Source organism: Pseudomonas sp. NBRC 111119 (genome assembly GCF_001320125.1).
Taxonomy (GTDB): domain Bacteria; phylum Pseudomonadota; class Gammaproteobacteria; order Pseudomonadales; family Pseudomonadaceae; genus Aquipseudomonas; species Aquipseudomonas parafulva.
The window spans coordinates 89,800-108,373 of record NZ_BCAV01000042.1 but is presented as its reverse complement, the minus strand read 5'-3'; the positions used below and the strand labels follow the sequence as shown (position 1 = coordinate 108,373).

The window sequence follows — 18,574 nt, the reverse complement described above, 5'->3', positions numbered from 1 at the left end:
TTTGATCAGGTGATCGTAGCGCCTCCAGAAACCGGTTAATCGCTTAACTCATTGAATTTCAAGGAGTTTTGCGTTCCGTTGTCGCTGGAAGTGGGGCGCATTATAAGGGGATTCGAGAGGGCGTCAACCGTTTATTTCAATAAGTTGAAATAGGGCATGTACCGGCCATCATATGACCCCTGTATCTCTCAGCCGCTTCAATTGAGCCGCGTCCAGTTCCAGCACGTCAGTCAATACCGCGTCGGTATGCTCACCCAGCAACGGCGGCGCACGCCGATACTCAACCGGGGTTTGCGACAGCCGTATGGGGCTTGCCACTTGCGGTACGCTGCCCCCCAGTGGATGCGGCATGCTGACGGCCAGGCCTCGAGCCAGTACCTGCGGGTCCTGGAACACCTGGGCCAGGTCGTTGATCGGCCCGCATGGCACACCCGCAGCCTCCAGCTGGCTCACCCACTGGGCCGTGGTCTTGAACACGGTGGCCTGCCTGATCAACGGGATCAGTTGCGCCCTGTTGGCCACGCGAAGCTTGTTGGTGGCGAACCGCGCATCGTCCGCCCACTCCGGCTGCCCGGCCACCTCAGCGAACTTGCGGAACTGGCTGTCGTTACCCACCGTCAGGATGAAGTCACCATCTGCAGTGGGGAAATCCTGGTACGGCACTATATTAGGGTGCGCATTGCCCAAACGCCGCGGTGGGTTACCCGTGGTCAGGTAGTTCATGGCCTGGTTCGCCAAGCAGGCTACCTGCACGTCCAGCAGTGCCATATCTATGTGCTGGCCGATACCTGTCTGCTCCCGGTGCGACAAGGCGGCAAGCATGGCAACGGTCGAGTACAGCCCGGTAAGGATATCGGTAAGCGCTACGCCCACCTTCACCGGCCCTTCACCGGCTTCCCCCTCCGGGCGACCCGTGAGGCTCATGAGGCCACCCAGGCCCTGAATCATGAAGTCATAACCAGCACGCTTGGCATAAGGGCCTGTCTGGCCAAACCCGGTAATCGAGCAATAGATAAGCCTGGGGTTGACCGCCTTCAGGCCCTCATAGTCCAGCCCATAGGCCGCCAGGCCACCGACCTTGAAGTTCTCGATGACAATATCGCAGGTAGCCGCCAGCTCACGTACTAGGCGCTGGCCCTCTGGCTGGGTGAAGTCGATGGTTACCGACCGCTTGTTACGGTTAGCCGACAGGTAGTAGGCCGCCTCACGGGTATTCTCGCCCTCAGCGTTCTTGAAGAAAGGCGGCCCCCAGGCGCGGGTATCGTCCCCAGACCCGGGGCGCTCCACCTTGATCACGTCGGCCCCCAGGTCGGCGAGGATCTGCCCGGACCAAGGCCCGGCCAGCACGCGCGAAAGGTCCAGCACCCGCAGATGTGATAGCGCGCCCATGGGCCGATTCCTTATAAGCAGATCAATAGAAGGCCTGGATACCCGTCTGGGCACGCCCCAGAATCAACGCATGCACGTCGTGGGTACCCTCATAGGTGTTGACCACTTCCAGGTTCACCAGATGACGCGCTACACCAAACTCATCGGAAATGCCGTTACCCCCCAGCATGTCCCGCGCCATACGGGCGATGTCCAATGCCTTGCCACACGAATTACGCTTCATGATGGAAGTAATCTCTATCGCCGCCGTACCCTCATCCTTCATACGCCCCAAGCGCAGGCAGCCTTGAAGGGCCAGCGTGATTTCGGTCTGCATGTCGGCCAGCTTCTTCTGGATAAGCTGGTTGGCGGCGAGCGGGCGGCCGAACTGCTGACGGTCCAGGGTGTACTGACGTGCCGTGTGCCAGCAGGCCTCCGCAGCACCCAGCGCACCCCAGGAGATGCCATACCGGGCTGAGTTCAGGCACGTGAAGGGCCCTTTGAGGCCGCGCACTTCGGGGAAGATGTTGTCCTCGGGGACGAACACGTTGTCCATGACGATTTCGCCAGTGATCGACGCACGCAGCCCCACCTTGCCATGGATCGCTGGCGCGCTCAGGCCCTCCCAGCCCTTCTCTAGCACAAAGCCCCGGATGTCACCCGCATCGTCCTTGGCCCATACCACGAACACATCAGCGATAGGGCTGTTGGTAATCCACATCTTGCTGCCGGTAAGGCGATAACCGCCTTCTACCTTACGGGCACGGGTGATCATCGAACCTGGGTCGGAACCGTGATTGGGTTCGGTGAGGCCGAAGCAGCCAATCCACTCGCCACTGGCCAGCTTCGGCAGGTACTTCTGCTTCTGCCCCTCGGTACCAAACTCATTGATCGGCACCATGACCAGCGAGGACTGCACACTCATCATCGAGCGGTAGCCGGAGTCGATGCGCTCCACCTCACGGGCGATAAGGCCGTAGCACACATAATTCAGGCCACTGCCGCCGTACTGCTCGGGAATGGTCGCCCCCAGCAGCCCAACCTCACCCATCTCGCGGAAGATCGCCGGGTCAGTCTTCTCATGGCGGAAGGCCTCGAGCACCCGCGGCGCGAGCTTGTCCTGGGCAAACTGATAAGCGCTGTCACGCACCATGCGCTCTTCTTCAGTGAGCTGCTGGTCCAGCAGCAGTGGGTCGATCCAGTTGAAGCTTGCCTTGGGGGCCATGAGCGAATTCCTCGAATGCGGCAACAGTGCGGTATGCATTGATCCTAGGCCGCAACGCCTCGCACCACAAACGACGATTACGCACCAATCAGTGATATTTTCTCACTTCGTATACCTGTTGAAGCCCAGCTTCAACGCCCAACAAGTGAGGGATAAGCATGCGGCGCAAAATACCCAGTACCACAGCCCTGATCTGCTTCGAGGCATCGGCCCGCCACGAAAGCTTCACCAAGGCAGCCCAGGAGCTTTCCCTGACCCAGGGCGCAGTCTGTCGCCAGGTAGGCGGGCTGGAAGTGTTCCTTAATGTGGAACTGTTCAGGCGATCACGCCGAGGCGTAAAGCTGACTGAAGCAGGGCTTTCTTATAGCCGGCAGGTTGCAGCCCAGCTGGACGCGGTAGAGCGCGACACGCTGTCGGTAATGCGCCAGCAGGGCGCCAACGTCATCGAGCTGGCGGTAGTGCCCACCTTCGGCACGCAATGGCTATTACCCCGGCTGAAGGATTTCCAGCAACGCCACCCCGACGTCACCGTCAACCTCACCAACCGCACCCGGCCGTTTCTGTTCGCTGATACGCCCTTCGACGCTGCCGTGTATTTCGGCGATGGCGACTGGTCGGGTACCCAGGCCCACAGGCTGATGGGAGAGAACCCGGTACCCGTGTGCAGCCCTGCGCTGCTGCACGGGTTGCCGGCCCTGGAGGCACAGCGTATCGCCGAACTGCCACTGCTGCAGCAGAGCACACGCCCGTACGCCTGGCGCCAATGGTTCGCCAGCGCAGGGCTAAGCGTGGAGGGGGACATGACCGGGCCTCGCTACGAACTGTTTTCAATGCTCTCGCAGGCGGCCATCCACCAGATGGGCATCGCCTTGATCCCTCCGTTCCTGATCCAGCGGGAGTTGGAGGAGGGTAGGTTGGTGGTCGCTAACAGGCATGTTCTGAGCAGCCACAAGGCCTACTATCTGATGATTCCGGAGCGCAAGGTACAGTCGGCATCCCTGGTTGCCTTTCGTGACTGGCTCACCGAGCAGTCACACGCGTACATAAAGGCAGCTAGCGCTAATTGACCCCGTAGTCAGCTTTATTTAAAGCCTACAGATATAAATATATGTCGCACTTGATTAATTTTTCTGAGCCGCACCAAAATGGTCACTAGCCCCTTAATGGCACGTTTTGAAGCGTCATTTTGCGACATTCACCTTTCCAAACACGAATTAGGCAGAATTTATTCTGTTTTTTAGCCTAATCTGCCGAAAGCCCGAATTTTCAGGGCTGCGTGAGACGCACTGCGACATGCAGTCACAGGGTGACTTGTAGTTTTACAATGGTTTCGCTCCAGAATGGCTTGTAGGGCCTGAGGTTCGTCTGCAAAATGCTTCGCCCGCCCAGGATTCGGCGGGTTGGGGCTCGATAGCCGCCCCAGCACACCACCCGAAGTGTGCTGGCATTTACAAAGACAAAGGTCACCGCAGGAGAAATGTCGTGCACATAGGTGTTCCTCTCGAAACGCAGGCCGGTGAGGCAAGGGTCGCTGCGACCCCGGAAACCATCAAGAAACTCATTGGCCAAGGCCATCAGGTCACGGTGCAGCGGGGGGCAGGGCTCAATGCCAGCATTCCCGACAGTGCCTTCGAAGCGGTGGGTGCGGCCCTGGGCAGTGCAGCTGATGCCTACGGCGCGCAACTGGTGCTCAAGGTGGTCGCGCCAAACGACCAGGAGCTGGCGCTGGTCAAGCCTGGCACCTTGCTGGTGGGCATGCTCAACCCGTTCAACAGCGAGCTGATCGCCAGAATGGCCGAGCGCGGCGTTACTGCCTTCGCCCTTGAAGCAGCGCCACGTACCTCACGCGCTCAAAGCCTGGACGTACTGTCGTCCCAGGCCAACATCGCAGGCTATAAGGCCGTGCTGCTGGCAGCGCAGCATTACCCGCGCTTCATGCCGATGCTCATGACCGCAGCCGGCACCGTCAAGGCCGCGCGCGTGCTGATTCTGGGTGCCGGTGTTGCCGGCTTGCAGGCCATTGCTACAGCCAAGCGGCTGGGTGCCGTGATCGAAGCCTCCGACGTGCGCCCTGCGGTAAAGGAGCAGATTGAATCGCTGGGTGGCAAATTCATCGACGTGCCCTATGAGACCGACGAAGAGCGCGAGTGCGCCGAAGGGGTAGGCGGCTACGCACGCCCAATGCCGGCCAGCTGGATGCAACGCCAGGCACAGGCTGTGCACGAGCGCGCCAAGCAGGCAGATATCGTGATTACCACGGCGCTCATTCCGGGCCGCAAGGCGCCTACCTTGCTCAGTGCCGAGACCGTTGCCCAAATGAAACCTGGCTCGGTGGTGATCGACCTGGCAGCCGCGCAGGGCGGCAACTGCCCACTGACCGTCGCCGATCAGGTGGTGCAGGCGCACGGCGTAACCATCGTCGGGCCGACCAACCTCCCCGCGCAGGTAGCCGCCGACGCCTCGGCACTGTATGCCCGCAACCTGCTGGACTTCATGAAGCTGCTGTTCGACAAGGACGGCGCCCTGACCATCAACCTGGAAGACGACATCGTCGCGGCCTGCCTCATGTGCCGCGACGGGCAGATCGTCCGCAAGAACGGCTGAGGAGCACGACAATGGAAGACATGCTGATTTCCCATGGCATCTACAACCTCATCATTTTCGTGCTGGCCATCTACGTGGGCTACCACGTGGTGTGGAACGTTACCCCGGCGCTGCACACCCCCCTGATGGCGGTTACCAACGCCATTTCTGCCATCGTCATCGTCGGCGCGATGCTGGCTGCGGCACTGACCGTAACCCCCGCCGGCAAGGTGATGGGCACCCTGGCCGTTGCCCTTGCGGCAGTCAACGTCTTCGGTGGCTTTCTGGTCACCCGGCGCATGCTTGAGATGTTCAAGAAAAAAACCAAGAACGAGGGGCAGAAGTCAGCATGAGCATGAATCTGGTAACGCTTCTGTACCTGGTTGCCTCGGTGTGCTTCATCCAGGCACTCAAAGGCCTGTCGCACCCCACCACGTCACGGCGCGGCAACCTGTTCGGCATGATCGGCATGGGGATCGCCATCCTCACCACGGTTGGCCTCATCTATAAGCTGGGTGCCGAGCTCGCTACTGCCGGCATCGGCTACGTGCTTGTCGGCCTGCTGGTCGGTGGTACGGCCGGTTCGATCATGGCCAAGCGCGTCGAGATGACCAAGATGCCGGAGCTGGTCGCCTTCATGCACAGCATGATCGGCCTTGCGGCAGTGTTCATCGCCATTGCTGCGGTACTCGAACCCCAGTCCATGGGCATTGTCGCCGCCATCAGCGACCCGATCCCCACGGGCAACCGACTGGAACTGTTCCTCGGCGCAGCCATTGGTGCCATTACCTTCTCCGGTTCGGTGATCGCGTTTGGCAAGCTGTCGGGCAAGTACAAGTTCCGCCTGTTCCAGGGTGCGCCGGTGCAGTTTGCCGGGCAGCACAAGCTGAACCTGATCCTGGGCCTGACCACCATCGCCCTGGGCCTGCTGTTCACGTTCACCGGCCACTACAGCGCCTTCACCCTCATGCTGGCCCTGGCTTTCGTGATGGGCGTGCTGATCATCATTCCGATCGGCGGGGCAGACATGCCGGTGGTGGTATCAATGCTCAACAGCTACTCGGGCTGGGCGGCTGCCGGTATCGGCTTCTCGCTGAACAACTCGATGCTGATCATTGCGGGCTCACTGGTCGGTTCGTCGGGTGCGATTCTGTCGTACATCATGTGCAAAGCCATGAACCGCTCGTTCTTCAACGTGATCCTCGGCGGCTTTGGTGGGGATACAGACGCGGGTGCGGCACAAGGCTCGAAGGAGCAGCGCCCGGTAAAGTCGGGTTCTGCCGATGACGCCACCTTCCTGCTCAGCAACGCCGACAGCGTGATCATCGTGCCAGGTTACGGCCTGGCAGTGGCCCGCGCCCAGCATGCATTGAAGGAGCTGACCGAGAAGCTGACCCACAACGGGGTGACGGTGAAGTATGCGATTCACCCGGTAGCAGGGCGTATGCCCGGGCACATGAACGTGCTGCTGGCCGAGGCAGAGGTACCCTACGACCAGGTGTTCGAAATGGAAGACATCAACGCCGAGTTCGGCCAGGCCGACGTGGTGCTGGTGTTGGGCGCCAACGACGTGGTCAACCCGGCTGCCAAGAACGACCCCAAGTCACCGATCGCCGGCATGCCCATCCTCGAAGCCTTCAAGGCCAAGACCATCATCGTCAACAAGCGCTCCATGGCCAGCGGCTATGCGGGGCTGGATAACGAACTGTTCTACCTGGACAAGACCATGATGGTGTTTGGTGACGCCAAGAAGGTCATCGAGGACATGGTCAAGGCTGTGGAGTAACCACTGCTGCTGCATCGGCCTATATAAGCAGAGCCCCGGTCTGATCCACCGGGGCTCTGCTTTTTATGATCCGGATCAACGGCAGCGAACGCTGCAGGGGCATACGACCATGGTCGCGGGACGGCAACGGGCGAAAACACTAGACTGCGCTGCAGTAGCTTAGTAGCCCGAGATAACAATCCATGTACCGTGATCGTATCCGCTTGTCCTCCCTGCACAGCAAGGTAATGAGTGCGGCTGATGCCGCTGGCCTGATCGAGGACGGCATGACCGTCGGCATGAGCGGCTTCACCCGCGCCGGTGAAGCCAAGGCCGTTCCCCACGCACTGGCCGAGCGCGCCAAGCTGACCCCGCTGAAAATCAGCCTGATGACCGGCGCCAGCCTGGGCAACGACCTGGACAAGCAGTTGACCGAGGCCGGCGTGCTCGCGCGCCGTATGCCGTTCCAGGTGGACAGCACACTGCGCAAGGCCATCAACGACGGCAAGGTGATGTTCATTGACCAGCACCTGTCCGAAACGGTGGAGCAACTGCGCAACCAGCAGCTCAAGCTGCCCGACATCGCGGTCATCGAGGCGGTGGCGATCACTGAACAAGGCCACATCGTACCCACCACGTCGGTGGGCAACTCGGCCAGCTTCGCGATTTTCGCCAAGCAGGTGATCATCGAGATCAACCTGTCGCACAACCCCAACCTTGAGGGTTTGCACGACATCTATATCCCAACCTACCGCCCCACCCGTACGCCGATCCCACTGGTGAAGGTGGACGACCGTATTGGTAGCACCGCCATTCCCATCGACCCGGCCAAGATCGTTGGTATCGTCATCAGCGACCAGCCGGACTCGCCTTCCACCGTGTTGCCGCCCGATGGCGAAACCCAGGGCATCGCCGACCACCTGATCAACTTCTTCAAGAAAGAAGTGGCGGCGGGGCGCCTGACCAACCGGCTGGGCCCGTTGCAGGCCGGTATCGGCAGCATCGCCAACGCAGTGATGTGCGGCCTGATCGAGTCGCCATTCGAAGAACTGACCATGTATTCCGAAGTGCTGCAGGACTCCACCTTCGACCTGATCGATGCGGGCAAGCTGCGTTTCGCCTCTGGCAGTTCGATCACCTTGTCCTCGCGCCGCAACGCTGACGTGTTCGGCAACCTGGAGCAATACAAGGACAAGCTGGTACTGCGCCCGCAGGAAATCTCCAACCACCCGGAAGTGGTGCGCCGCCTGGGCATCATCGGGATCAACACCGCGCTGGAGTTCGACATCTACGGTAACGTCAACTCCACCCACGTGTGCGGTACGCGCATGATGAACGGCATTGGTGGCTCGGGCGATTTCGCGCGAAATGCGCATTTGTCGGTATTCGTGACCAAATCGATTGCCAAAGGGGGTGCTATCTCCAGCGTCGTACCCATGGTCAGCCACGTGGACCACACCGAGCACGATGTCGACATCCTGGTCACTGAACAAGGCCTGGCCGACTTGCGAGGCCTGGCGCCGCGGGAGCGGGCGCGGGTGATCATCGATAACTGTGTGCACCCAGACTACCGCGCCGCGCTGAACGACTACTTTGACAGGGCCTGCGAGCGAGGTGGGCATACCCCGCATATCCTGCGCGAGGCACTCAGCTGGCACGAAAACCTGGAAGAGACGGGGCGCATGTTGGCCAGCTGACCGGCAACCCGCCTGCGTATGCAACACAATTGAGGGCCGCGATGCGGCCCTTTTTCTTTGCCTGCTACAAACTGCCAGGCATCACCATAATAAACTGTACTACTGTACTGGTTAAGCCTTCTTCTCTCAGCCTGACCATCCGAAAAAAGCGCCAAGATGCACCAACATGAGGCAGACCAGTACAGTTAGGCTGCTTTCGGGTGCAACAGTACCGTTACACAGTTAACTGGCCCATCATCTTTTGAAGGAACTGTATCTACTGTTATGGACAAGAGGGGAGGATCATTGGCATCAGTTAAATCACTATCTAATGCCGCCATAAGCGGAAGGATGATCATCATGGAACGTACCCTAAGTTCCGGTCTGGTTTTTGAAAGCGAAGCTCAGCAATCCCACGCCTCTCTGCCTCTGCGTGTAGCCTCCACCCTGCTGTTGTGGCAGCGCCGCATGGCCAGCCGTCGTCAACTGGCTCGCCTGGACGCCCGCCTGCTGGCGGATGCCGGTATCAGTGAGTCGCAGCGTTACGAAGAGCTCAGCAAGCCTTTCTGGCGCTAAGCGCTGGGTTGCCAGCCAGGCTGGCACCACGAATTTCCTGAACCCGCCGCAGACAACTGCGGCGGGTTTTTTGTTGGTGTGAATAGCGACGCCAGTCTCGTACCAGTACAATTTCCCCTTGCATTGCATAAGACAGGTACAGTTGTTGCCAGCGGCCGTGTTTAACATTCTGATACACCTACGCGTGATACGCTTCGGCCAACAGTCTGGTAGAACCCACCTTTAGGGGTGTCTAACACCGCCACCTTAACGTCCCAGTAGCATTACGACCCAAGCCAGGAGTTTCCCTACATGCCCCGTAACTATCTGATTGGCGCTGCCTTGATGCTGAGCCTGGCCGGCACTGCACAGGCCAGCAGCTTCATCGTGACCACCGACAGTGTGGTCGGCGCGGTAGCGGCCTCCACCGATGCCACCTCCGACGCCACCTCGTCGCTGCGCGACGACAAAGTGGTGCAAGCGGCGCGTGACGACGCCGCCAGCTTCGTCGCCAGCCAGGGTGATATCCGTGGCGCCAAGCTGGAAAGCGCGTTGCTGCACATCCGCTCACAAATGCCAGCCCTGCAAGCCAGTGACGCACAACTGGCCCAGGCTATCCTCGCACTCTGAGCAAGCCCCGGCTGCCTCGTTCAACCACCATGCGCTATTTGTTGCTGCCGTTGTTGTGGCTCGCCAGTATCGCGGCAGCCCACGCCATGGATACCACCACCCAGGGGTTGGTGATTTCCGGCTATGTCACCAGCCAGGTCACCAGCGCGCCCTTCGACCGCAAACTGGTGTTAGAGGCGCGCGATGACGCTGCAGCCTTCGTGGCCAGTGGAGGGCAGCTGCGGGGTGCATGGCTGGAAGCCGCGTTGGCATCATTAAGGCGCGATTGTACGTGCCGTGGCGTCAGTGACCTGGAACTGGCGCAGGCTATCCTCGTCCAATAACTACCCCTCACTCCCTGTATTTTCGGAGATGCTCCATGCGCAAACCGCTGATTGCCGCGACCCTCGGCATGCTGTTGCTGGCCGACCTGGCTCAGGCACAGACCCTGGTGGCCACCAGCAACATCATCGTGCGTGCCTTTGGCCGCTCGATTGACTTCACGTCCGATACCACCACCTCCATCCGCGACTCGAAAGTGGTGCGTGAAGCCCATGACGACGCCGCCAGCTTTGTCGCCAGCAACGGCGACATCCGCGGGGCCCAGCTTGAAGCCGCCTTCGACACATTGCGCGACCGCGTGCCGCAGGCACGTGACGCCAGCGACCAGGTGCTGGCCGAAGCCATTCTCGCGCTGTGAACAACGTGCGTGCCTGGTTGCTCGGCTGCGCCCTGACGCTGACCGGCACGCCCGCACTGGCAGACCTGCAGCTCCAGCTGCAGGTGGCCGGCCTCGACGCACAACAGGTAGAGGCCAGCCAGAGGCTGCTGGACGAGGCCATGGCCAAACTGCCACCTCTGTTCAAGCAGCGGCTTGACCGCACTGTTCAGGTCGGCTGGAGCGACCACATGCCGGCCAATGCCTACGGCCAGGCTTCCCCGGTGTCCACCCTCGAACTCAACCGGCGCCTGCTACCCAGCCTTGCCGACGGCAGCGCGGCAACTGAGCCTACGCAGCGCCCTCATGGCACCGTGCGCGCAGAGCTGCTGGCCACCGTGCTGCATGAACTCACCCATATCTACGACCGCGCCCGGCTGTGGCCCAGCCAGGAGCAGTCGCTGATCGCGCGCTGCAAGCGCCAGCAAGGCACGCTGGGCAAAGTGGGCTTGCCCGGCCAGTGCCGCGGCCAGGCCGAGCGCCGCTTCACCCTCAGCGACGACCCGCGCCTGCTCGACCTGGCCGGCTGGCAGCAATACGTAGGCCGGCGCGGCGAGCGTGAGCAGCACAATGGCCAGTTCGTGCGCAGCCCCGACAGTTACGAACTGAGCACCCCGAAGGAATACATAGCGGTCAACATGGAGTACTTCCTCCTCGACCCGAGCTACGGGTGCCGCCGCCCGGCGCTCAATCAGTACCTGCGCGAGCATTTCGGCTGGGCGCCCCCTCAGGACACCTGCGCCAAAACCCTGCCGTTCATCAACGCCGGCAGCGACTTCGCCCGCCAGCCACTGGGTGAAGTGGACCCCGAGCGTGTGTACGAAGTGGACTTCCTGCTGGCCGAAGCCAATCAGAACCTGGTCAGCCGCTGGGGGCACAGCATGTTGCGCCTGGTCATCTGCAAGCCAGGCCGCCCACGGGGCCCGGACTGCCGGCTGGACCTGGACCAGAGCCTGGTACTCTCGTACCGCGCATTCGTCAATGACGTGCAGTTGTCCAGCTGGGATGGCCTGGTGGGGGTGTATCCGTCACGGCTGTTCGTATTGCCCCTGGGCCAGGTGATCGACGAGTACACCAAGACCGAACTGCGCAGCCTGGCTTCCGTACCGCTCAAGCTCAACCGGGAAGAAATCGAAAACCTGGTGCGCCAGGCGGCGGAAATGCACTGGAGCTACGACGGCAATTACTGGTTCCTGTCGAACAACTGTGCGGTGGAGTCGTTGAAGCTGTTACGCAGCGGCACTGCCAACCCCAAGCTCAACGACCTCGACAGCATCATGCCGAACGGCCTGCTGGCCGTGCTCAGCGGCCGCGGCCTGGCAGATACCCATGTGCTCGACAACCCCCGCGAAGCGCTGCGGCTGGGTTACCGCTTCGATTCTTACCGGGACCGCTACCAGGCCATGTTCGAGGTGCTGAAGAAGCAGCTGCCGGTCGAGCAGAAAGCAGTGGAAGACTGGCTGGCGCTGGATGCCGAGCAACGCCGCAGCTGGTTCGCCAAGGCTGACCTGCGCACCAGCGCCGCGTTGCTGCTGCTGGAACAGGCTGGCCTGCGGCGGCAATTGCTGCTGGCCCAGGATGAAGTCAAGCAACGCTACCTCAATGCCGCGGCGCTCAAGGACGGTAGCATCGACAAGGCTGACGCCACCCTCAAGCAGATGCTCGCCAACAGTGGCTTCCTGAGCCGGCCGGCCGAACTGCTGGATTCAACCGGCTACGGGCTGCCTCAACCTGAAGAGCGCAAGCACCTGGAAACAGTCAGCCGCGAACGCCAGGCGCAGCTGCTGCGGCTGAGCACCAGCCTTGACCAGGAGGTGAGGGCGCTACTGGAGCCGTCGAGGGCCAAGCAGATTGCTGCAGTGGAAGCCAACGTTAAACAGATCGGCGAGCACCTGCGGGCGCTGCACAAGGCAGCGGGTGGCCTGCAGTTGTGATTGTGCTGGCCACACAACCCTATAACTTTTCGCCAAACTCCGCAGGCAAATGCTCATCCAGGTGCAACCAAGTCACCCGGCTACCCACCCAGATATGCCGATTGGCCCGCACCTGTTCCGGCTGGTCCAGCGTCGCGACCGTTACATCCACCGTGTCAGGGCTGTGCGAAGTCACCAGCGCCAGATGAGCGCCGCAGCGCCCGCAAAAATAGCGGCTGCAACTGGCCGGTGCCACATAGCAGCTCGGCTCCCCCAGCAGCCAGCTGAAGCCTGAGCGGGGCAGCGTGACCCAGGTCACCACCAGCCCGCCACTGACCCGTCGGCAAATGGAGCAATGGCAGTGGGCGACATCTGACAAATCGCCCTCCAGCCGGTAGCGCAAGGCGCCGCAATGGCAGCCCCCTTCCGTCATATCACCCATGCATAACCTCCTGTCGACTTTGTTGCAGCGAAAGCTGGCTGAAAGCTTGCCCACCTAGGATAGCCCCCATTGCCGGCACAGACCGGTCAGCCAGGGCACGGAATACCGCGCCCGGCGCAATCCAACAACAACAATGGTGACCCCGATGCCTTTCCGTGCCCGACTCGTCGTAGCCCACATCCTGCAGCTCCATGCACAGCGCCCTACGCGCTGACCCGCCCGAATCGCCTTAACTTTCGCGCCTCGCCTGGAGTACTGCCATGCTGACTTTCCTTGGCTTTGCCATGGTCATCACCTTCATGTACCTGATCATGACCAAGCGCCTATCGGCCTTGATCGCACTGATTCTGGTACCCATCCTGTTCGCCATGTTCGGCGGTTTTGCCAGCAAGATCGGCCCCATGATGCTGGAAGGCATCAGCAAACTCGCGCCCACCGGTGTGATGCTGATGTTCGCCATCTTGTATTTCGCCCTGATGATCGACTCCGGCCTGTTCGACCCGGCCGTGCGCAAGATCCTCAAACTGGTCAAGGGCGACCCGCTGAAAGTGTCGGTGGGTACCGCCGTGCTGGCCCTGGTGGTTTCGCTGGACGGTGACGGCGCTACCACCTACATGATCTGCTGCGCGGCCATGCTGCCCATGTACAGCCGCCTGGGCATGAGCCCGCGGATCATGGCCGGCCTGACCATCCTGGCCGGCGGCGTAATGAACATGACCCCATGGGGCGGGCCGACTGCGCGTGCAGCCAGTGCGCTTCACGTCGACCCTTCGGACATCTTCGTCCCGATGATCCCCGCCATGTTGTTCGGTGTGGTGGCCATCCTCGGTATCGCCTACCTCTACGGCAAGCGCGAGCGTGCTCGCCTGGGCGAGCTGCACCTGCCCACTGACGATATCGACCACAGCGAAATCAGCGTGTCGCAGTACCCGGAGGCCCGGCGCCCCAAGCTGCTGTACTTCAACGGCGCCCTGACCGCCGCCCTGATGGTGGCACTGATTGCCGGCGTACTGCCGTTGCCCGTGCTGTTCATGATCGCCTTCAGCATCGCCATGATCGTCAACTACCCGTGCCTGCAGCAGCAGAAGGACCGCATCGCCGCCCACGCCGGCAGCGTACTGGCCGTGACCGGGCTGATCTTCGCAGCCGGCATTTTCACCGGCATCCTGTCAGGCACCGGCATGGTCGATGCCATGTCCAAGAGCCTGCTGGCGGTCATCCCCGAAGCGCTCGGCCCCTACCTTGCGGTCATCACAGCCATCGTCAGCATGCCGTTCACCTTCTTCATGTCAAACGATGCGTTCTACTACGGCGTGCTGCCCGTGCTGGCCGAAGCCGCCAGCCATTACGGCATCACCCCGGTCGAAATGGCCCGGGCGTCAATCGTCGGCCAGCCCGTGCACTTGCTTAGCCCACTGGTACCCTCCACCTACCTGCTGGTGGCCCTGGCCGGCATCGAGTTCGGCGACCATCAGCGCTTTACGCTCAAGTGGGCGGTGCTGGTATGCCTGTGCATAATGTTTGCCGCGCTCTTGATGGGCATCTTTCCGCTGTTCAGTAGTCTTTAATACACTCGCATTCTCCCTTGCCGCACGCCTGCGTGCGGCCTTTACCGCTTGAAGGAAAACACATGGAATGGCTGACCAGCCCGGAAATCTGGGTTGCCTTTTTCACCCTGACCGCACTTGAAATCGTGCTGGGGATCGACAACATCATCATGATCTCGATCCTGGTCAGCCGCATGCCCAAGCACATGCAGCCGCGCACCCGGATCTTCGGCCTGGCCTTGGCCATGGTCACCCGCATCATGCTGCTGCTGTCCATCACCTGGGTGATGCGCCTCACCAACGACCTGTTCGTGGTCTTGGGCCAGGGCATTTCCGGGCGTGACCTTATCCTGTTCTTCGGTGGCCTGTTCCTGCTGTGGAAAAGCTCCCAGGAGATCTACCACGGCCTGGAAGGCGAAGATGAAAACGCCGAGGAGCCCAAGGGCTCGGGCGGCAAGTTCTTCTACACCATCATCCAGATCGCGATCATCGACATCGTCTTCTCGCTGGACTCGGTCATCACCGCAGTGGGCATGGTTTCGCACGTACCGGTCATGATCGCCGCCATCGTGGTCGCCGTACTGGTAATGATGGCCTGCGCCGGCGCCATTAGCGACTTCATCGACAAGCACCCTTCGTTGAAGATGCTCGCCCTGTCGTTCCTGATCGTGGTGGGCACCGTGCTGATCGCCGAGGCATTCGACGTGCATGTACCCAAGGGCTATGTGTACTTCGCCATGGCGTTCTCGCTGGCGGTGGAAGCCATCAACATCCGCATGCGCACCGCCGTTGCCCGCAAAGCCGGCAAGGATCACGACCCGGTGAAACTGCGCAAGGACATCCCGGGTCAATAAACCCAGGAAGCTGCAAACCCTAAAGGGCCTTTCCAAGGCCCTTTTCTTTTTTGGGCAGCCCGGCCCATGGCATAAATGTTTCAAAATGATGACTGCCATGCGAAGCTGGCGATCGCTGCACAAAACAACTAAAGCTTTGAGTGGGCAACGGAAATTTCCACGTGCCCGCGCTTCGTCTTCTGGCCCAATGGCCAGTGCAACAGGGGGTTCCCGCCATGCTGACCCTGCTCAACCTGCTCTCGGCAGTCACACTTCTGGTGTGGGGCACGCACATCGTGCGCACCGGCATCCTTCGGGTGTTCGGTTCCGACTTGCGGCGCATCATCGGCCAGAACATGGACAAGCGCCCGCTGGCGTTCATTGCCGGCATTCTGGTGACGGCCATGGTGCAAAGCAGCAACGCCACTGCCATGCTGGTGACCTCGTTCGTGGGCCAAGGCCTGATGGCCATGACCCCGGCACTGGCGATCATGCTCGGGGCAGACGTGGGCACGGCGCTGATGGCCCGGGTGCTCACCTTCGACCTGTCGTGGCTGTCGCCGCTGCTCATCTTCCTGGGCGTGATCTTTTTCCTGTCGCGCAAGCAGACCCGCGCCGGCCAGCTTGGCCGGGTGGGCATCGGCCTGGGCCTGATCATTCTTGCGCTGCAACTGATTGTGCAAGCCGCCGCGCCCATTACCCACGCCCAAGGGGTGAAGGTGCTGTTCGCCTCGCTCACCGGGGATATCCTGCTCGATGCCCTGGTAGGTGCCATGTTTGCCATGGTGTCCTACTCAAGCCTGGCGGCGGTGCTGCTCACCGCCACCCTGGCCGGTGCCGAGGTGATCAGCCTGCCGGTGGCGATCGGCCTAGTGGTCGGGGCCAACATCGGCAGCGGCCTGCTGGCCTTTATCAGCACCAGCATGCAGAACGCGGCCGGGCGCCGGGTAGCACTGGGCAGCCTGCTGTACAAACTCATTGGCCTGGTGCTGATCATCCCGGTGCTGCACCCGCTGGTAGCCTGGATGGACTCGCTGAGCTTCAGCCCCCAGGAGCTGGTCATCGGCTTCCACCTGCTCTACAACACCCTGCGCTGCTTGATCATGCTGCCTACCGTCAAGCCCATGGGCCGGCTGTGCAACAGCTTGTTGCCAGAACGCGAAGCCAGCAATGGCCAGATACGCCCACGCCACCTCGACGCCTCGGCGCTGGAAACCCCTAGCCTGGCCTTGGCCAATGCCGCACGCGAAACCCTGCGCCTGGGCGATATCGTCGATAACCTGCTCGAAGCCATGCTGGGTGCACTGCGCGGTACCCAGGCCGCCTTGCCGCAACAGGTGCGGGCGTTAGGCGAAGACGCAGAAGCCCTGTACAGCGCCATCAAGCTGTACCTGGCGCAGATGGCCCGCGAAGACCTCAGCGAGCATGACAACCGCCGCTGGGCCGAGATCATCGAGCTGGCGATCAACCTGAAACTGGCCTGCGACCTGGTCGAACGCATGTTGCGCAAGGTGCAGCAGCAGAAGACCAGCCAGCGCCGCGCCTTCTCGCAAACAGGCCTGGAAGAGCTTACCGGCCTGCAGGAACAGCTGCTGGCCAACCTGCGCCTGGGCCTCTCGGTGTTCCTCAGCGCAGACCCGGAAAGCGCCCGCCTGCTGCTGCGGGAAAAGCGCCGTTTTCGCGCCCAGGAACGTCGCCTGGCTCACGCCCATGTCAGCCGCCTGCAACGCAAGGTGGTGCAAAGTATCGAAACCAGCTCACTGCACCTGGAACTGATTGCGGACATGAAGCGTTTGAACTCTTTGTTCTGTAGCAGTGCCTATGTGGTACTGGGCGGCTCGGACACGGGCGGGCTGATGCTCGACAGCGTGCCGGACGAAGCCCCTCTGCCATGATTGTGCCGACCCGAGGACCCTAGCTCGCCCATGCGTTGCCTGATGTTCATCTGCCTGCTGATCTGCAGCCTGCCTTCGTTTGCCCTGGACCGTTCGCGTGTGGAAGGTTATCTGTTGCCCAACGGCCTGCAGGTCATCCTGAAAGACGGCTACGAACGGGATCATGTATCGATTCGCCTGGTGGTAGGCGTAGGCCTGGACGACTTCGGCTGCGAGCAGAAAGAACTGCCGCACCTGCTTGAACACCTGCTGTTCAGCGGTATCGACGAAGCAGGCGAGGGTGGCCTGGAGCGGCGCCTGCAGGCGCTGGGTGGTGAGTGGAATGCCTACACCAGCAATGCCGACACGACCTTCGTGATCGAAGCCCCGGCGCGCAACCAGCGCAAGGTGCTGGACCTGTTGCTGGCGATCCTGCAAGACACGCACATCGATGCCAAGGCACTGGCTACCGCCAAACGCATCATCGAGCGCGAAGACGGTGGCCACTACGGCCATCTGCAGCGCTGGCTGGACCGCCAGGACATCGGCCACCCTGCCAGCCAGCAACTGGCCACCGAACTGGGCCTGAAGTGCCCGGAGCGTTCCAACCTGGATGACATGACCCTGGAACAGGTGCAAGGGCTGCGCGAACGCTGGTACGCGGCCAACAACATGACGCTGATCATGGTAGGTGGCCTCGATCGCCTGCTGCCCGCCTACCTGGAGCGCACCTTCGGTGAACTGCCGGCTACCGAGCCCGAAGAACGCCGCGACCTGGAAACCATCAGCCACAAGGCAGACCAGCGCCGCGACCTGATGCACGGCTGGCTGGGTGATAGCGCCAAACTTCACTGGCTGTTCATCGAGCCGGTGCTGGACAACGATCACCAAGCCACCCTCGACCTGCTGTCGCGCTACCTGGACTGGGCGTTGTACGACCAACTGCGTTTGCGCAACGGCCTGTCCTACGGCCCCTCAGTACAACGTGAAAGCTATGGCGACACCGGGCTGATCAGCCTCAATGCAGACCTTGAGCGTGACGACATCGGCCGCGCCGTCGACGTGATGCAGTCGCTGTTCGAGCGCCTGCGCAAGGACGGCCTGGATGCAGACACCTTCGCCCGCATCAAGCAGGCCAGCATTGCCAGGGAAAGCTGGAGCACCCAGGGCAACAGCGCGCTGGCCGATTATTACTGGGGGGCGCTGAACGACTACACCGATGGCCGCTTCGCAAGCCCCACCCGCCAGTTGCGCCATGTCACGCTCGAGCAAGCCAACCAGGCCCTCAGGCAGCTGCTCAAGGGCGACGGGTATATCCGCATCGAAAAACCGCTGCTCGGCTACGACGAGCTGTATGGCCTGGTGTTTCTGGTGCTCGGGCTGATACTGGCGGCTGGCCTGCTGCGCTGGCGCCGGCAGGCGCCGCACAAGCCCAGTGGTGCTACACGGCAGCGGTGAATCGGCGG

At 61.5% G+C, this 18,574-nt stretch carries 18 protein-coding genes; 14 read left to right on the top strand and 4 right to left on the bottom strand.

Going from position 1 to position 18,574, the window contains the following annotated elements; translation table 11 throughout:
* Window positions 1-168 precede the first annotated feature (168 nt).
* Both APH25_RS16410 and APH25_RS16405 read right to left on the bottom strand, forming a co-directional pair.
* Window positions 169-1,389 (bottom strand): CaiB/BaiF CoA-transferase family protein, encoded by a 1,221-nt coding sequence (locus APH25_RS16410; protein WP_060482634.1) that lies wholly within the window; start codon window positions 1,387-1,389, stop codon window positions 169-171.
* 22 nt (window positions 1,390-1,411) lie between these two features.
* Window positions 1,412-2,593 (bottom strand): acyl-CoA dehydrogenase, encoded by a 1,182-nt coding sequence (locus APH25_RS16405; RefSeq protein WP_060482633.1) that lies wholly within the window; start codon window positions 2,591-2,593, stop codon window positions 1,412-1,414.
* 158 nt (window positions 2,594-2,751) lie between these two features.
* Here APH25_RS16405 and APH25_RS16400 point away from each other — a divergent pair, with 158 nt between their 5' ends.
* The 5 genes from APH25_RS16400 (at window position 2,752) to APH25_RS16380 (ending at window position 8,638) form a co-directional block, all read left to right on the top strand.
* A complete protein-coding gene (locus APH25_RS16400; protein ID WP_060482632.1) occupies window positions 2,752-3,660 on the top strand; it encodes a LysR substrate-binding domain-containing protein in 909 nt (302 codons plus the stop codon).
* A 415-nt stretch (window positions 3,661-4,075) separates the two neighbouring features.
* Window positions 4,076-5,197: a Re/Si-specific NAD(P)(+) transhydrogenase subunit alpha gene (locus tag APH25_RS16395; protein WP_060482631.1), complete on the top strand. Its 1,122-nt coding sequence runs from the start codon at window positions 4,076-4,078 to the stop codon at window positions 5,195-5,197.
* A gap of 11 nt (window positions 5,198-5,208) precedes the next feature.
* Window positions 5,209-5,529 (top strand): NAD(P) transhydrogenase subunit alpha, encoded by a 321-nt coding sequence (locus APH25_RS16390; RefSeq protein ID WP_028633089.1) that lies wholly within the window; start codon window positions 5,209-5,211, stop codon window positions 5,527-5,529.
* Window positions 5,526-6,962 carry an NAD(P)(+) transhydrogenase (Re/Si-specific) subunit beta gene (locus APH25_RS16385; protein WP_028633090.1) on the top strand — a complete coding sequence of 479 codons (1,437 nt, stop codon included), beginning with the start codon at window positions 5,526-5,528 and terminating at the stop codon, window positions 6,960-6,962. Before APH25_RS16390 ends, APH25_RS16385 begins: the two co-directional genes overlap by 4 nt.
* Window positions 6,963-7,144: 182 nt before the next feature.
* Window positions 7,145-8,638, top strand: a complete 1,494-nt coding sequence (locus APH25_RS16380; RefSeq protein ID WP_028633091.1) for an acetyl-CoA hydrolase/transferase family protein — start codon at window positions 7,145-7,147, stop codon at window positions 8,636-8,638.
* A gap of 185 nt (window positions 8,639-8,823) precedes the next feature.
* Here the strand turns inward: APH25_RS16380 and APH25_RS25495 are convergent, their stop codons facing one another.
* The gene (locus tag APH25_RS25495; protein WP_156333207.1) at window positions 8,824-8,979 is read right to left on the bottom strand and encodes a hypothetical protein; all 156 of its coding nucleotides are present in this window, start codon (window positions 8,977-8,979) and stop codon (window positions 8,824-8,826) included.
* Between APH25_RS25495 and APH25_RS16375 the strand changes: the two genes are divergently transcribed.
* The 5 genes from APH25_RS16375 (at window position 8,978) to APH25_RS16355 (ending at window position 12,433) form a co-directional block, all read left to right on the top strand.
* Window positions 8,978-9,193 carry a DUF1127 domain-containing protein gene (locus APH25_RS16375; protein WP_028633092.1) on the top strand — a complete coding sequence of 72 codons (216 nt, stop codon included), beginning with the start codon at window positions 8,978-8,980 and terminating at the stop codon, window positions 9,191-9,193. The two genes, APH25_RS25495 and APH25_RS16375, sit on opposite strands and share 2 nt — an antisense overlap.
* 291 nt (window positions 9,194-9,484) lie before the next feature.
* Window positions 9,485-9,802, top strand: a complete 318-nt coding sequence (locus APH25_RS16370; RefSeq protein WP_028633093.1) for a DUF2388 domain-containing protein — start codon at window positions 9,485-9,487, stop codon at window positions 9,800-9,802.
* 29 nt (window positions 9,803-9,831) lie between these two features.
* Complete coding sequence (locus APH25_RS16365) at window positions 9,832-10,125, top strand: DUF2388 domain-containing protein (protein ID WP_060482630.1); 294 nt, start codon at window positions 9,832-9,834, stop codon at window positions 10,123-10,125.
* A gap of 35 nt (window positions 10,126-10,160) precedes the next feature.
* A complete protein-coding gene (locus tag APH25_RS16360; RefSeq protein WP_060482629.1) occupies window positions 10,161-10,481 on the top strand; it encodes a DUF2388 domain-containing protein in 321 nt (106 codons plus the stop codon).
* Window positions 10,478-12,433, top strand: coding sequence for a DUF4105 domain-containing protein (locus APH25_RS16355; protein ID WP_156333205.1), 1,956 nt, complete (start codon window positions 10,478-10,480; stop codon window positions 12,431-12,433). The genes APH25_RS16360 and APH25_RS16355 overlap by 4 nt, the downstream gene beginning before the upstream one ends.
* Before the next feature lie 19 nt (window positions 12,434-12,452).
* On the opposite strand, the gene APH25_RS16350 is transcribed toward APH25_RS16355, so the two are convergent.
* On the bottom strand, window positions 12,453-12,854 hold the full coding sequence (locus tag APH25_RS16350) for a GFA family protein (RefSeq protein WP_060482628.1): 402 nt from the start codon (window positions 12,852-12,854) through the stop codon (window positions 12,453-12,455).
* Window positions 12,855-13,114: 260 nt separating this feature from the next.
* Between APH25_RS16350 and APH25_RS16345 the strand changes: the two genes are divergently transcribed.
* From APH25_RS16345 to APH25_RS16330, 4 genes are all read left to right on the top strand, one after another.
* Entirely contained in the window at window positions 13,115-14,422 is a 1,308-nt protein-coding gene (locus APH25_RS16345; RefSeq protein WP_028633098.1) for a CitMHS family transporter, read from the top strand.
* A 62-nt stretch (window positions 14,423-14,484) separates the two neighbouring features.
* Window positions 14,485-15,255 carry a TerC family protein gene (locus APH25_RS16340; protein ID WP_028633099.1) on the top strand — a complete coding sequence of 257 codons (771 nt, stop codon included), beginning with the start codon at window positions 14,485-14,487 and terminating at the stop codon, window positions 15,253-15,255.
* 215 nt (window positions 15,256-15,470) lie between these two features.
* The gene (locus APH25_RS16335; RefSeq protein ID WP_060482627.1) at window positions 15,471-17,129 is read left to right on the top strand and encodes a Na/Pi cotransporter family protein; all 1,659 of its coding nucleotides are present in this window, start codon (window positions 15,471-15,473) and stop codon (window positions 17,127-17,129) included.
* Between the two features lie 30 nt (window positions 17,130-17,159).
* Window positions 17,160-18,566 carry a pitrilysin family protein gene (locus APH25_RS16330; protein WP_060482626.1) on the top strand — a complete coding sequence of 469 codons (1,407 nt, stop codon included), beginning with the start codon at window positions 17,160-17,162 and terminating at the stop codon, window positions 18,564-18,566.
* Window positions 18,567-18,574 lie beyond the last annotated feature (8 nt).